Raw genomic sequence first — 14,920 nt, 5'->3', positions numbered from 1 at the left:
TAAAGTTTCGGAGGAACAGTCCAATTAATTGGACTGCAGTGTTAATATCGGCCGCGGTCCGGGAATCGCTTTGCCCGGCACCGGAATTCGATTCGGGTCCCGCCCGGCCGACCAGAGAAGAGGTGAAGGGTCATGGGCACACCACCAGTCACGCCCATTGCTGTCATCGGCATGGCGTGCCGCCTTCCGGGGGGCATCGACTCCCCCGAACGGCTCTGGGAGGCGCTACAGCGGGGTGACGACCTGGTCACCGAGATTCCCGCTGACCGGTGGGACGCTGATGAGTACTACGACCCCGAACCCGGCGTGCCCGGCCGGTCGGTGTCGCGGTGGGGGTCGTTCCTCGACGACGTCGCCGGGTTCGATTCCGAGTTCTTCGGCATGGCCGAAGCTGAGGCGACCGCCATCGATCCGCAACACCGCTTGCTACTCGAGACGTCATGGGAGGCGCTCGAGCATGCCGGCCTCAACCCGGCAAGCGTGGCCAACTCGCTGACCGGTGTGTTCATCGGCTTGACCCACGTCGACTACGCGCTGTTAGCCGCCGATGCGCACTCCGTGGAAGGACCGTACGGTTTCACCGGCACCAATTTCAGCATGGCATCCGGGCGCATCGCCTACGCCCTCGGAGTTCACGGTCCGGCCCTCACGGTGGATTCCGCATGCTCATCGGGCCTGCTCGCCGTTCACATGGCCTGCGGCAGCCTGAACAACGGTGAAAGCGACCTCGCCCTCGCGGGCGGGGCCACCGTGATGCTTGATCCGCGCAAGTTTGCGTCGGGCTCAACCCAGGGCATGCTGTCACCCACCGGGCGGTGCCATGCGTTCGACGTCGCCGCCGACGGGTTCGTACCCGCCGAAGGTTTCGCGGTGGTGCTGCTCAAACGGTTGCCCGACGCCCTAGCCGACGGCGACCGGATTCTGGCGGTGGTCCGCGGCACGGCCGCGAATCAGGATGGCCACACCGTGAACATCGCCACGCCGTCGGTGACCGCGCAGACCACCGTGTATCGGACGGCGCTGGCCGCAGCCGGCGTGGACGGCGGCACCATCGGAATGGTTGAGGCGCACGGCCCCGGCACCCCGGTCGGTGACCCCATCGAATACGCCAGCCTGGCCAACGTGTACGGCGTTGACGGCCCGTGCGCGTTGGCATCGGTGAAGACCAATTTCGGACACGCGCAGGCCGCCTCCGGGCCGCTGGGCCTGATCAAGACGGTTCTCGCGTTACAACACGGCACCGTTCCGCCCAACCTGCACTTCGCGCGGCTACCCGATGAGCTTGCCGAAATCGACACGAACCTCTTTGTGCCACAGGAAATCACCCCGTGGCCAACGAACGGCGGGCAGCCACGCCGGGCGGCGGTCTCGTCGTACGGGCTGTCGGGGACGAACGTGCACGCCATCCTGGAACAGGCACCGGCGCAGTCGTTGAAATCCGGTGAAACCGAAGATGTTTCATCGGGTTCCGCGAAACACGGGCCGCTGGTGTTCCCGCTGTCCGCCACCTCCGACACCGAACTGCGGCGGACCGCTGGACGGCTGGCCGACTGGGTGGGCGCACACGCCGGCGACGTGGCGTTGCCGGATTTGGCCTATACCCTGGCCCGACGGCGTGGACATCGCTCGGTGCGCACAGCGGTGCTGGCCAGCAGTCTGCCTGAGTTGACCACGGCGCTACGAGAAATCGCCGATGGTGAGGCTCCCTATCAGCCAGCGGCCGGGCATGACGACCGGGGACCGGTTTGGACGTTCTCCGGCCAGGGTTCGCAATGGGCGGCGATGGGCGCCGACCTGCTGGCCACCGAACCGGTGTTCGCCGCAACCGTCGCCGAGGCAGAGCCGCTGATCGCCGAGGAGTCCGGGTTTTCCGTCACCGAGGCGATGTCGGCGCCCGAGACGGTGACCGGTATCGACCGGGTCCAACCGACCCTGTTCACCATGCAGGTCGCTCTCGCCGCCACCTTGAAAGCCCACGGGGTATATCCGGGCGCAGTCATCGGGCATTCCCTCGGTGAGGCCGCCGCTGCGGTGGTCGCGGGCGCGTTGTCGCTGGCGGACGGTGTTCGGCTGATTTGCCGCCGCTCCCGGCTGATGTCCACCATCGCCGGTTCCGGCGCGATGGCCTCGGTGGAACTTCCCGCCCAGCAAGTGCTTTCGGAGCTGACGGCCCGCGGCATCAACGACGTCGTGGTCGCCGTGGTGGCATCTCCACAATCCACGGTGATCGGCGGTGCAACCGCCTCGGTTCGCGAACTGGTGGCGGCGTGGGAGCAGCGGGATGTCATGGCCCGCGAGGTGGCGGTCGATGTCGCATCGCACTCCCCGCAAGTCGACCCGATCCTCGACGAACTGGTCGATGTCCTGGCCGAACTCAGCCCAATGACGCCGCAGGTTCCGTTCTACTCCGCAACACTGTTTGACCCGCGCGAGCAACCGGTGTGCGATGCCGATTACTGGGCCGACAACCTGCGTCACACGGTGCGATTCGCCGCTGCGGTGCAAGCCGCTTTGGAGGACGGCTACCGAGTCTTCACCGAGCTGGCGCCGCACCCCCTGCTCACCCGCGCAGTCGAACAGACCGCTGAAAATCTGGATATGTCGGTGGCGGCCCTGGCCGGCATGCGGCGGGAGCAGCCGCTACCGCACGGGCTGCGCGGCGTCGTGGCGGATCTGTTCAGCGCCGGTGCGGCGGTCGATTTCGCGGTGCTGTACCCCGAGGGCCGCCTGGTCGATGCACCACTTCCGACCTGGACCCACCGGCCGTTGCTGCTCACCCGGGACGGTCAGGACTCCCCGACCCATGGCGGCTGCACCGTCTCGGTGCATCCGCTGTTGGGCCCGCACGTCCGGTTGCACGAGGAGCCGGAGCACCACGCGTGGCAGGCCGAGGTCGGCACCACTGCACAGCCCTGGCTCGGCGATCACCAGGTGCACAATGTGGCAGCGCTTCCCGGTGCGGCCTACTGCGAGATGGCACTGGCCGCCGCTCGCACAGTTCTCGGCGAGGCGTCCGAGGTCCGCGATATCCGGTTCGAGCAGATGCTGTTGCTCGATGACAAGACCCCCGTCGGCGCCTCCGCGCGGGTCGCGTCCCCGGGCGTTGTCGACTTCGTGGTCGAGACCGACCGGGACGGCGAACGGGCCCGGCGAGCCCGCGCGGTCCTGCACGCCGCGGAAGAAGATCAGCACGCGCCCGCCCACGACGTGGCCGCCCTGCTGGAGGCACATCCGCGCCGGGTGGAGGGTGCCGAGCTGCGGCCATGGTTCGACGAACGTGGCATTCAGTACGGTCCGGCCTTTACCGGCCTGGCCGCCGCCCGGACCGCCGAGGACGCCGTCCGCACCGTGCTGGCCGAAGTGAGCCTGCCTCGTTCGATCCGCTCGCAGCAGGATGCCTACGGCGTTCACCCGGCGCTGCTCGATGCGTGCTTCCAGTCCGTCGCGGTCCACCCCGAGGTCCAAGCCGCGTCCGCCGGCGGTCTGCTGTTGCCGCTCGGGGTACGACGGCTGCGCGCCTACGGCACCACCCGCAACGCCCACTACTGCTACACCCGGCTGACCAAGGCCGACGCCGCCGGTGTCGAGGCCGACCTTGACGTGTTGGACGAGGACGGGACGGTCCTAGTGGCCGTCACCGGGCTCAGGTTGGGCACCGGGATGTCCGAGGCCGCCCAGCAGGACCGGGTGCTCAGTGAGCGGTTGCTGACCATCGAGTGGCAAAACGCGGCACTGCCCGAGGTTGCCGGGGCCGATCCCGGAAAGTGGCTTCTTGTCAGTACCTGCACGACAGCTGATGTCATCGCCACCAAGCTGACCGACGCGCTGAAACCCCTCGGCGCGGAATGCACGACGCTGACGTGGCCGCAGCAGGCCGACCACTCGTCGAACGGACAAGGATTCCGCGGCCAACTGCACGCCGGCAGGTTCGACGGGGTGGTCGTTCTCACCGGGCCAAAGAACGGCAACTTGGATGAAGAGTCCGCGAGCCGGGGCGGGGACTATCTGCGTCATGTGGTGCGCATAGCCCGCGAACTGCCGGACATCCCCGGCGAACCGCCCCGGTTGTACCTGGTGACCAGAAACGCCCAGCCGGTGCTGGCTGGCGACCGACCCAATCTCGAGCAGGCCGGACTGCGCGGCTTGATGCGGGTGATCGGCACCGAGCATCCGCATCTGGCCGCCACCCAAATCGATATCGACGAGGCCACCGATGCCGAGCGGCTAGCCCAGCAGCTGCTCGCCCGGTCCCCGGAAGACGAGACCGCGTGGCGCAACGGCCAGTGGTACACGGCGCGGTTGTGCCCCACCCCGCTGCGCCCCGACGAGCGACGTAAAACCGTCATCGACCACGAGCACGAGGGTATGCGCCTGCAGATCCGCACCCCTGGTGACCTCGATTCGATCGAACTGACCGCGTTCGATCGAGTACCGCCGGGCCCCGGGCAGATCGAGGTTGCCGTTACCGCATCCAGCATCAACTTTGCCGACGTCCTCGTCGCGTTCGGTCGCTACCCCAGCTTTGAGGGCAGGCTGCCGCAGCTGGGGACCGACTTCGCCGGGGTGGTCACCGCGATCGGACCGGACGTGACCGACCACCAGATCGGTGACCATGTCGGCGGGGTATCGGCCAACGGGTGCTGGGGCACCTTTGTCACCTGCGACGCCAACGTCGCCGTCACGCTGCCACCGGGGTTGACCGATGCCCAGGCAGCAGCAGTAACCACGGCGCACGCCACCGCTTGGTACGGCCTACACGACCTGGCCCGGATCGCCAGCGGTGATCGGGTGTTGATCCACTCCGCAACAGGCGGGGTCGGCCAGGCGGCGATCGCGATAGCCCGCGCGGCGGGGGCAGAAATCTTCGCCACCGCGGGTAGTGAGCAGCGCCGAGAGTTGCTGCGGGACATGGGCATCACGCATGTCTACGATTCGCGAAGCATTGAGTTCGCCGAGTTGATCCGCCGCGACACCGACGGATATGGCGTCGACATCGTGCTCAACTCGGTGACCGGCGCGGCGCAGCGCGCGGGCATCGACCTGCTGGCGCTCGGTGGGCGGTTCATCGAGATCGGCAAACGCGATATCTACGGAGACAGCCGGCTTGGGCTGTTCCCGTTCCGTCGCAATCTGGCGTTCCACGGCGTCGACCTGGGACTGATCAGCGTCAGCCACCCAGCAAAGCTCCGCGAATTGCTGACAACGGTGTACCAACTGACCGCGGATGGATCGCTGCCGATGCCGGAGAGCACGCATTACCCGCTCAGCGACGCGGCGACCGCCATCCGCGTCATGAGCGCGGCGCAGCACACCGGCAAACTCGTCCTCGACGTTCCGCAAGCCGGCCGCAGCAACGTGGTGGTGCCGCCCGAACAGACACCGGTCTTCCGCCGCGACGGCGCGTACATCATCACCGGTGGCCTCGGCGGTCTCGGGCTGTTCCTGGCCGAGAAAATGGCCGCTGCCGGTTGTGGCCGTATTGTGCTGACGTCCCGTTCCCAGCCGAAGCTGCAGACATTGGAGACCATCGAGCTGATCCGGGCAATGGGCGCCGACGTGGTGGTGGCGTGCGGCGATATCGCCGACGCGGACACCGCGGAGCGGTTGGTGGCGGCGGCGACCGCCACCGGCCTTCCGTTACGCGGGGTGCTGCACGCGGCCGCGGTGGTCGAAGACGCCACGCTGGGCAACATCACCGACGAACTGATCGACCGAGACTGGGCACCCAAAGCCTACGGCGCATGGAATTTGCACCAGGCCACGGTCGGTCAGCCACTGGACTGGTTCTGCTCGTTCTCCTCGGCGGCCGCGCTGGTGGGGTCCCCCGGACAGGGCGCGTACGCGGCGGCCAATAGCTGGCTGGATGCCTTCAGCCACTGGCGTCGCTCGCAGGGCCTTCCGGCCACCTCGATTGCCTGGGGCGCATGGGCCGAGGTGGGCCGCGCGACGGCCTTGGCCGAAGACGCCGGCGCCGCGATCGCTCCCGACGAGGGCGCTCACGCGTTCCAGGCGCTGCTACGCCACGATCGTGGCTACACCGGATATGCCCCCATGATGGGGACAGCCTGGCTGACCGCCTTCGCGCAACGCAGCCCGTTCGCTGAAGCGTTCAAATCGAGCGGCCACAGCAAGCGGGGGGCTAGCGAATTCCTGACCGAGCTGCATGCGCTGTCCCCGGACGAGTGGCCCGGCCGGCTGCGCCGTCTGCTCTCCGAGCAGGTCAGCCGGATCCTACGTCGCAACGTCGACCCGGACCGCCCACTCTCCGAGTACGGCGTTGATTCATTGGGCAACCTGGAACTGCGTACTCGCATCGAGACAGAGACCGGTGTCCGCATCACCTCTACCGACATCACCACGATCCGGGGTTTGGCGGACCACCTGTGCGAAAAGTTGGCGGCTTCGCAGGAGGCGATAGCAGCGTCGTGACGATGAGGTCTTGATACCGAAATTCCGCCGTATCGCAGTCGTATCTGGAGGATGGAACGTGTTCATTGGGGCAGGATCAGTCGAAATCGGGACAGTCTACGACTGGGCGCCGGGTTCAGGATCAGTCGTGTCGTGGCACGCATCGCCCGCCTCACTTGCCAAAGCCCGGCAAGCACCGGTCAGTGCGGTGCCCGTCGGCTACATGCAGTCCCAACACCTGCGTGGCTTTCGTGAATTCGCCGATCGGGGACTCGATTATTCGCGATTGGTCATGGGACGCTGGGATAGGCCAGGTCGGTGCGATATCCGTGCCATGAGTTACGTCATCAACTCGCACCTGCGCCGGCACGACACATACCGCAGCTGGTTCGAGTGCCAGGATTCGGGAAATATCGTACGTCGCACCATCGCCGACCCCGCGGATATCAAATTTGTTCCGACCAAACATGGTGAGATGACCCCGACCGAATGGCATGACCTTATTCTGGGCACGCCCGACCCGCTGCAGTGGGATTGCTTTAGTTTCGGGATCATTCAGCACGCCGACTACTTCACCGTCTACGTGGTTGTCGACCATCTGCACACTGACCCGATGCTGTTGGCACTGCTGTACATGGAGATTTTTGTGAACTACGGTGCGTTGACGGCCGGCGCGGCGCCCGCCTCGCTACCGCCAGCGGGCAGCTACGATGAATATTGCATTCGCCAGCACCAGCGCACCTCCGCCCTGACCTCGGATTCCCCCCAGGTGCGCAAATGGATTGAGTTCGCCGAAAACAACGGCGGAACACTTCCGGATTTTCCGTTACCGCTGGGGGATTACTCGGTGCCCTGCGGTGGCGACATTGTGTCTGACAACCTGATGGACAAGGAACAGACCGCCCGGTTCGAAGCCATCTGCACCCAGGCGGGAGCGCGCTTCAGCGGTGGACTGTTCGCCTGCGCCGCGCTCGCTCAATACGAGTTGACCGGAGCCGACACGTATTACGGGCTTACCCCGTTTGATCAGCGCAAGAGCCCAACGGACTACATGACGACGGGCTGGTTCACCGGCATCGTGCCCTTCACCGTCCCCGTCGATCCGATGTCCTTTGCTGCGACCGCGCGTGCCGCACAGGAGTCCTTCGATGCGAACAGGGATCTTGCGCTCGTGCCGTTTGATCGCGTCTTGGAGTTGGCGCCATGGCTGCGCAGGCCTGGCCCGAACTTCGCCATGCTGAACTACATGGACGCGGGTCTTCCTCCCCTGTCGGCGGTGGTCGCCTCCCAGCTGGACGGCGCCAACGCCGCCACCTACTGCGACGGCAGGACGCCCGCACATGTCTACATGTCGGTGGGTCGTCTGTTCGACGAGGCCTCGATGGCGGTGTCCTTCCCGAACAATCCGGTCGCGCGGGAATCCGCCATCCGTTACCTCGAAACCATGAAATCCGTGTGCGGCCGCGTCGCGGAAGGCCAAGCCGCGACCACGCCTCAGCGCAATGTCGTGCTCACCTAACTTAATTCAGTTCTCAGCGTTCTTGGAGGTGCGCAGCTGTCGACGTCGTTCGTGTCCGGAGTCCGCCTAGCGGGTGTAACCTTGGCGAGTGTCTCGGCTGATGGACACCGCTGAGGTAGCCGAGGCGGGCGGCCTTTTCGAACGACTTGGCGACTTCGTCGTCCGGTGGCCTTGGGCCGTCATCGGTTTCTGGATTGCGCTCGCGGCTGTTCTGACGCTGGCGCTCCCACCACTGGCCGTGGTAGCGGCACGACATCAGACCGAACCGCTCCCAGCCAACGCCCCGGTCGTGGTCACGGGTAAAGCGATGGCCGAGGCGTTTCGTGAAACAGGCTCAGGCAGCACCCTACTGGTGGTGTTGACCGATGAGAACGGGCTAGGACCCGCCGACGAGCAGACGTACCGCAAGCTCGTCGACGCGCTGCGCAAGGACACCCAGGACGTCCAGACGGTGCAGGACTTCATCGGTATACCGCAACTGCGCGAGGTTCTGCAAAGCAAGGACAACAAGGTATGGGCCCTGCCGGTGGTGCTCAACGGTGATGCGGGCACACCCGAGGCCGCGGCGACGTACCGACATGCCGCGGACATCATCAGGCAAACGGTTGCCGGCTCCACACTGACCGCCAACCTCACCGGACCCGCGGCAACCGCGGCGGACCTCGTGGACATCAGTCAAAAAGATCTGCATCTGATCGAGTCCGGAACCACGATCATGGTGTTGCTCATCCTGCTGATCGTGTACCGAAACCCAGTCACCATGCTGATCCCGTTGATCACGATCGGGGTCGCTGTCGCTACCGCGCAGGGCATTCTGGCCGGGCTGGGCGAACTGGGGCTCGGTGTGACCGGCCAGACCATTGTGTTCATGACCGGCGTCATTTTTGGTGCAGGAACCGATTATGCCGTGTTTTTGATCAGTCGTTACCACGACTACGTACGACAGGGCGCGGACTCGGATGCGGCGGTGCGAAAGGCCCTGGGGTCTATCGGCAAAGTGATCGGTGCGTCGGCCGCCACCGTGGCCGTCACGTTCCTCGCCATGGTCTTCTCGAAGTTGCAGATTTTTTCATCAGTCGGTCCGGCGATTTCGATCTGCGTCATGGTGGCATTTTTTGCCGCCGTGAGCTTCCTTCCTGCCGTGCTGGTGCTGGCCGGACGGCGCCGCTGGATCAAGCCACGACGCGACCTCACCCACCGATTCTGGCGGCGCTCGGGCATCCGCATTGTGCGCCGGCCCAAAACCCACCTGGTTGCGAGCTTGATCGTGCTCGCCATCTTGGCCAGCTGCGCGAGCCTGGCCCGCTATAACTACGACGATCGCAAGACCCTGCCGGGTTCAGTCGAGAGCGCCGTCGGTTTTGCCGCCCTGGATCGCCACCTGCCAGTGAATTCGATCCTCCCCCAGTACCTGTTCATCCACTCCCCGCGTGACCTGCGGACACCGGAAGCCCTTGCCGATCTTGAGCAAATGGCACAGCGGGTGGCCCAAGTGCCCGGTATCGCCATGGTGCGCGGCATCACCAGACCGCTCGGGCAATCGCTGGACCAGACCAAGGCGACATTTCAGGCCGGAATCGTCGGCAGCAAGCTCGACGACGCATCCAAGCAGATTGCCGACCACGATAACGACCTCAACCGGCTTACCGACGGCGCCTACCAGCTAGCTGACGCTCTCGGCGATGTGCGAGACCAAGTCGGTCAATCCATTGGCAGTGTCCGTGCCTTGGTCAACGTCCTGACCTCGCTGCAAAGCCAGCTCGGTAGCGGAACGACGCTCAAAGAGATCGACGACGCGGCCAAACTCATCGCCAGCATGCGCGCACTCGGCGGGGGCCTGACCGACATCGTCGATGCGGCCCGCGGACTCGGCCCGGCCCTAGCTGTGCTTGATGCCAGCCCGATGTGCAACGCCGATGCTGCTTGCCTCAAGTCGCGCGACCACTTGAGTCGGCTCGTCGGCGCAAGCGACGCCGGGACGCTGGACAAGATGTCCGATCTGGCTCGACAGTTGCAGTCGACGCAAGACTCGCAAACACTGCAGTCGACGGCCGACGGACTGCGCCACGCCTTCAACACCGTCAACGCCGCGATGGGCTCGTTGGGCGGCGTAAACCCGGGCGGTGTGCCCGGCCGCCTTGCCGAGATGCAAGACGGAACAGGCAAGCTCGCCGACGGCAGCCGGCAATTGGCTGATGGCGTACGGCAGCTGGTCGAGGAGACCAAACGGATCGGTGTCGGACTCGGCGATGCGTCGGACTTCTTGCTGGGCATGAAGCACGGCGCCGGGACGCCCTCGATGTCTGGCTTCTATATCCCACCGCAGATGTTGAAGGCGAACGAGTTCAAGACGGTTTCCGATATCTTCATCTCGCCCGACGGGCATTCGACACGGTACCTTATCCAGACCAACTTGAACCCATTCACCACCGCGGCAATGGACCAGATCAATGCCATTACCAACGCGGCACGTAGCGCACAGCCGAACACTTCCCTGGCGGACGCCGACATCTCGATGACCGGAATGACGGTCGGACTTCGGGACACGCGCGACTACTACAACAGCGACACCGAGTTCATCGTTGTCGCAACCATTATCATCGTGCTGCTGATCTTGATAGCGCTGCTACGGGCGATTGTCGCCCCCCTCTACCTGATCGCGTCAGTGCTGATCTCGTATGCATCCGCACTAGGTATTGGCGTCATCGTGTTTCAATTCCTCCTTGGCCAAGAACTGCACTGGAGCTCGCCAGGGCTGACGTTCATCCTGTTGGTCGCTGTGGGCGCTGATTACAACCTGCTGCTCATCTCGCGCATCCGTGATGAATCACCCCATGGGGTCCGGTCCGGCGTCATTCGCACCGTGGGCTCGACCGGTGGTGTGATCACGTCCGCCGGTCTGATCTTCGCCGCGTCGATGTTTGGTCTGACGTTCGGCAGCATCAGCACCATGGTTCAGATCGGCTTCATCATCGCGGTAGGAATCCTGCTCGACACGTTCCTCGTTCGAACCATCACGGTACCGGCGGTCGCCGCGCTTGTCGGTCAAGCGAACTGGTGGCCGTCACGGACCACACCGCCGGCTAAACAGTCGGCACCAAGCCGGATGCGTCGCCGCCTTCGCAAGAGACGCCAGCGGCCAGCCCCGTCGGGAGCCGAGGAGGCCTCAGCTCCGGATCCAGATCCGGATGCGGTGACGAGCGATACACCAAGCTGTGGCACGGGGACCCGCTTGGCCCTGCCACCCACACTCGCCGAGCGTTACGGTCACCAACACGACGGTAGCGATGATGATGATGTGCCGCACCATGCGCTACCCCTGTTCGGCATACCGTTATTCGGCACGTTTGGTGGGCCCCGGGTGCCTCTGGAGAAGCCATCGGACAGCGCGTGTCCAGCCGACGATGAACGGTCAACGGAAACCAACGGTCATCGACGGGATGAATCCAGCGCGCAAGATCCAGCCGGGGAGCCACGAGAAATCAGCGCTTTCCTGAAGCTGTCCCACGTCTACCGAAAGTGAAAGGCTAGATCCTGCCAATGAAATTTGCCGTCGCAGTCCATGGCACTCGCGGCGACGTCGAGCCCTGTGCCGCAGTCGGTCTGGAGTTGCTGCGACGCGGCCACGACGTGCACATGGCGGTCCCGCCGAACTTGGTTGACTTCGCCCAGTCGGCTGGGTTGCAGGCGGTCCCCTACGGGCCTGACTCGCAAAAGCAGTTGGATGAGGACTTCTTCCGGCACTTTTGGCGCGTCCAGAATCCGGTCAACCTGCTGCGCGCCGGCAAGGAGTACATCACCCGCGGCTGGGCAGAGATGAGCACCACCTTGACGTCCTTAGCCGACGGCGCCGATCTTGTATTGACGGGCGCGATCTATCAGGAGGTCGGTGGCAACGTCGCGGAGTACTACGACATTCCGCTGGCTGCCGTACATCCCTTCCCGGCACGCGTCAACGGCCATCTGGTTCCGAACCTGCCGTCACCGTTGGTCCGCTCCGGCATCTCGTTGATCTGGTGGCTGCATTGGCGCATGACGAAGGAGGCCGACGACGCCCAACGTCGCGATCTGGGTCTGCCCACGGCGGTTGGGCCTGCCCCGCGGCGGATGATGCAGCGTGGATCGGTGGAGATTCAGGCTTACGACGAGCTCTGCTTCCCCGGCCTGGCTGCGGAGTGGCGTGGCCGACGTCCCTTTGTTGGGGCGTTGACGATAGAGCTGGCGACCGATGTCGACGACGACGTCACCTCGTGGATTGCCGCCGGAACGCCGCCCATCTACTTCGGGTTTGGCAGTATGCCTATCGAATCCCCAATCGACACCCTCACCATGATCAGTGCGGCCTGTGCACGGCTTGGTGAACGGGCATTGATCGGCTCGGCGGCGTGGGCGCACGAGCAACTCCCCCGGTTCGACAACATCAAAATCGTGGGCGCGGTGAACCATGCGGCAATCTTCCCGGCCTGCCGCGCGGTCGTCCACCACGGCGGAGCCGGCACCACGGCTGCGGGTATGCGCGCTGGGGTCCCCGCGTTGATCCTGTGGATCGGCGCCGAACAGCCGATCTGGGCAGCCCAAGTCAGGCGCTTGAAAGTCGGTGCTGCCCGACGGTTCTCGTCCACCAGCACGAAATCACTGATCGCGGATCTTCGCTCCATTCTGTCCCCGCAGTACGCCGCCCGTGCCCGCGAGATCGCAACCCAGATGACCAAGCCCACCGCGGCCGTCACCGCCACTGCCGATCTACTGGAAGCTACCGTCCAGGACAGGGGTTTTGACTGATCGTCGCATCGCAGCTAATCCGGAGTGCCACGGCTACGGCTCGAAGGAACCAATTCTCTTGCCGAGTCGTCGAGTGGTAACTGAATGTGCCACCTACGGCTGTGCGCAACCCCCAACTCGCGCACCATGGCAACAGTTGCCGCCCACCCGTGTAGCTTGCGCAACCCCCGCACCATGGCAAGGTTTCCGCCCAGCTCATACCGCCAGCCGCCGAAGCGTGCTTTCGCGGTGCGCCGTCCGAAGTGGTTGATATAGGCCATCTCCGTCGTGTACAGGCCGTATCCGGCTTTGCGCGCACGTAACGCCAGATCGAGGTCGACTCCCCAGCCGTAACGTCCGAAGGTGCGCAGGTCCAACCCGCCGATCGCCCGCCAGCACTCTCGGGAGAGCATGAGCGCCGTTCCCTCGACAGCGGGCACCCTCCGGTATCGTGGTCGGGGCGTGTAGTTTGCGGCGTCTGGCTTGTGATCGGTTTCCGCGTAAGGGAACCCGTGATCAAACATCGGTCCGACGATCCCCGCGTCAGCGGGCAGACGCGGGTCGAGCAGCGCAGCGATAAAGCCCGTCGAAATCCGGGTGTCGTTATTGAGCGTCATCGCGTGTGAGTAGCCCTCCGAGAACGCAACTCGGAACCCCAAGTCACTCCCCCCGGCCCACCCAAGGTTTTCACCGGGCGTAACCACCCGTTCACCGTTGACCTTGGGATAATCACCGCGATTGTCAACGATTACATAGTCAGCGCCCTCGCGCTCCAAATCGCCTACCAGGGCGTGGGTGTACTCGTGCTGCCCAAACACCGGGATCGCAATCAGTACAGACACGGGGTCACCGTACAACGCACTACGGCACCCCGCAGGTCGAGAAGAACCGTGCCAGCGTGGACGAAACACCTGCACTGGCGCATCAGCAGCCGCGCGCCAATTCGACGGTAGTTCAGCCGGATCGGCGTCGGCATAGTAGTCTGCTCGTCATGTGGGGCACGGTTCTCGTGCTGTCCCTGATGGCGGCCACCGATCCGATTCGACTTGGCATCGCCGTCGTCTTGGTTTCGCGGCCCCGGCCGCTACTGAACCTGCTCGCGTTCTGGCTGGGCGGCATCACGACGGGTGTCACGGCTGCGCTGGGCGCCCTGGTGCTGCTGCGTCACACCGCGCCGTCACTGATGGAAACGGTTTCCGCCGCGGCCGCAAGCTCGACCGTCCGGCACATCCAAATTGCCGCGGGTGTGCTCGCGCTCGCGGGCGCCGTGGTGATCGCCGTGGGATTCTCGGCGCGTCAGCAGGCCCGCGCGCCAGCGATCGGCGCCGCGCCGCCGGGCCTGGCGCTGCCGCAAGCCTCGCCCAGCGCATTTCCGGGGCTACCGGCTCGCGCTGTACAGATGCTGGAGGGCGGGGCTTTTTGGCTTGCGTACCTGGCCGGTATCGGATCAGCGACACCGCCCGTCGAGTATCTGGTGGCCATCGCGGCCATCCTGGCCTCGGGTGCCGCGCTGGGCACCCAGCTCAGCGCAGCCGTGATATTTACCGTGGTGACGTTGGCGGTGGTGGAGATTCCACTGGTCAGCTGGCTGGCCACCCCGGCAAAAACCCAGACCGTCATGCTGCGGCTGCACGACTGGGTACGATCTCGCCGTCGGCGGATCCTGTCCGTCGTTGTCGCGGTGGCGGGCGCGATGCTGGTAGCCACCGGCCTGGCCAGCGGCTGAGCTGGTTTGATGGAGCCCAGCATCGTCCAGTGCGGCGAGGAGTGACATGAACCAACCCGCCCGACCTGCTAGCCTGACTAAAGAACGCAACCGCTGGGCTTGATGTCGTCGTCGTGTTTCGATGGGTCCACTAGCCGGAAGGTGTCCACAAATGGTGACAATCTCATTGACCAGGCTGGCCGTCGCGGTTGGCGGCCTGGCAGTGTCCTTGACCGCCGGCGCTGGGATCGCATCGGCCGACCCGGATCTGGGTCCGATCATCAACACCACCTGCAACTACTCGCAGGTGGTGTCCGCCATCAACGCGCAAGACCCGAACGCGGCCGCGCAATTAAACGCCTCACCGATGGCCCAGGGCTATCTGCGCAGCTTCCTCGCCGCGCCGCCCGACCAGCGTCAACGGATGGCCCAGCAGGTGCAGGCCATGCCCGAGGCGCAGCAGTACTTCGGGCTGGTCCAGCAGGTCGCCGGCTCCTGTAACAACTACTGAGCCGACCAGTAGCGCG

General features: G+C 65.0%; 7 protein-coding genes. 6 read left to right on the top strand and 1 reads right to left on the bottom strand.

The genetic code is table 11. The features are described from left to right. Positions 1-132 precede the first annotated feature (132 nt). From pks2 to ACAG26_RS22610, 4 genes are all read left to right on the top strand, one after another. Positions 133-6,429 carry a sulfolipid-1 biosynthesis phthioceranic/hydroxyphthioceranic acid synthase gene (pks2, locus tag ACAG26_RS22625; RefSeq protein WP_370485316.1) on the top strand — a complete coding sequence of 2,099 codons (6,297 nt, stop codon included), beginning with the start codon at positions 133-135 and terminating at the stop codon, positions 6,427-6,429. Positions 6,430-6,514: 85 nt separating this feature from the next. Continuing rightward, positions 6,515-7,927 carry a condensation domain-containing protein gene (locus ACAG26_RS22620; protein WP_370485348.1) on the top strand — a complete coding sequence of 471 codons (1,413 nt, stop codon included), beginning with the start codon at positions 6,515-6,517 and terminating at the stop codon, positions 7,925-7,927. A 100-nt stretch (positions 7,928-8,027) separates the two neighbouring features. Then, positions 8,028-11,450: an RND family transporter gene (locus tag ACAG26_RS22615; RefSeq protein WP_370485347.1), complete on the top strand. Its 3,423-nt coding sequence runs from the start codon at positions 8,028-8,030 to the stop codon at positions 11,448-11,450. A gap of 17 nt (positions 11,451-11,467) precedes the next feature. Next, positions 11,468-12,709, top strand: a complete 1,242-nt coding sequence (locus ACAG26_RS22610; protein ID WP_370485315.1) for a glycosyltransferase — start codon at positions 11,468-11,470, stop codon at positions 12,707-12,709. Positions 12,710-12,723: 14 nt separating this feature from the next. On the opposite strand, the gene ACAG26_RS22605 is transcribed toward ACAG26_RS22610, so the two are convergent. Then, entirely contained in the window at positions 12,724-13,545 is an 822-nt protein-coding gene (locus ACAG26_RS22605) for a glycosyltransferase family 2 protein (protein WP_370485314.1), read from the bottom strand. A 134-nt stretch (positions 13,546-13,679) separates the two neighbouring features. Here ACAG26_RS22605 and ACAG26_RS22600 point away from each other — a divergent pair, with 134 nt between their 5' ends. Beyond that, on the top strand, positions 13,680-14,414 hold the full coding sequence (locus ACAG26_RS22600) for a GAP family protein (protein WP_370485313.1): 735 nt from the start codon (positions 13,680-13,682) through the stop codon (positions 14,412-14,414). Between the two features lie 151 nt (positions 14,415-14,565). Continuing rightward, a complete protein-coding gene (locus tag ACAG26_RS22595) occupies positions 14,566-14,904 on the top strand; it encodes a hemophore-related protein (RefSeq protein WP_370485312.1) in 339 nt (112 codons plus the stop codon). Positions 14,905-14,920 lie beyond the last annotated feature (16 nt).

The sequence above is a fragment of the Mycobacterium sp. pUA109 genome, assembly GCF_041287095.1.
GTDB lineage: Bacteria > Actinomycetota > Actinomycetes > Mycobacteriales > Mycobacteriaceae > Mycobacterium.
Note: the sequence above shows the minus strand (reverse complement) of the source record. Positions and strands in the feature narration are given on the sequence as shown.

What these genes read in the sequence shown, in the direction of transcription:
- ACAG26_RS22600 (WP_370485313.1), top strand. Translation starts at nt 13,680, where the DNA reads ATGTGGGGCACGGTTCTCGTGCTGTCCCTGATGGCGGCCACCGATCCG.
- ACAG26_RS22610 (WP_370485315.1), top strand. Translation starts at nt 11,468, where the DNA reads ATGAAATTTGCCGTCGCAGTCCATGGCACTCGCGGCGACGTCGAGCCC.
- ACAG26_RS22615 (WP_370485347.1), top strand. Translation starts at nt 8,028, where the DNA reads ATGGACACCGCTGAGGTAGCCGAGGCGGGCGGCCTTTTCGAACGACTT.
- pks2 (WP_370485316.1), top strand. Translation starts at nt 133, where the DNA reads ATGGGCACACCACCAGTCACGCCCATTGCTGTCATCGGCATGGCGTGC.
- ACAG26_RS22595 (WP_370485312.1), top strand. Translation starts at nt 14,566, where the DNA reads ATGGTGACAATCTCATTGACCAGGCTGGCCGTCGCGGTTGGCGGCCTG.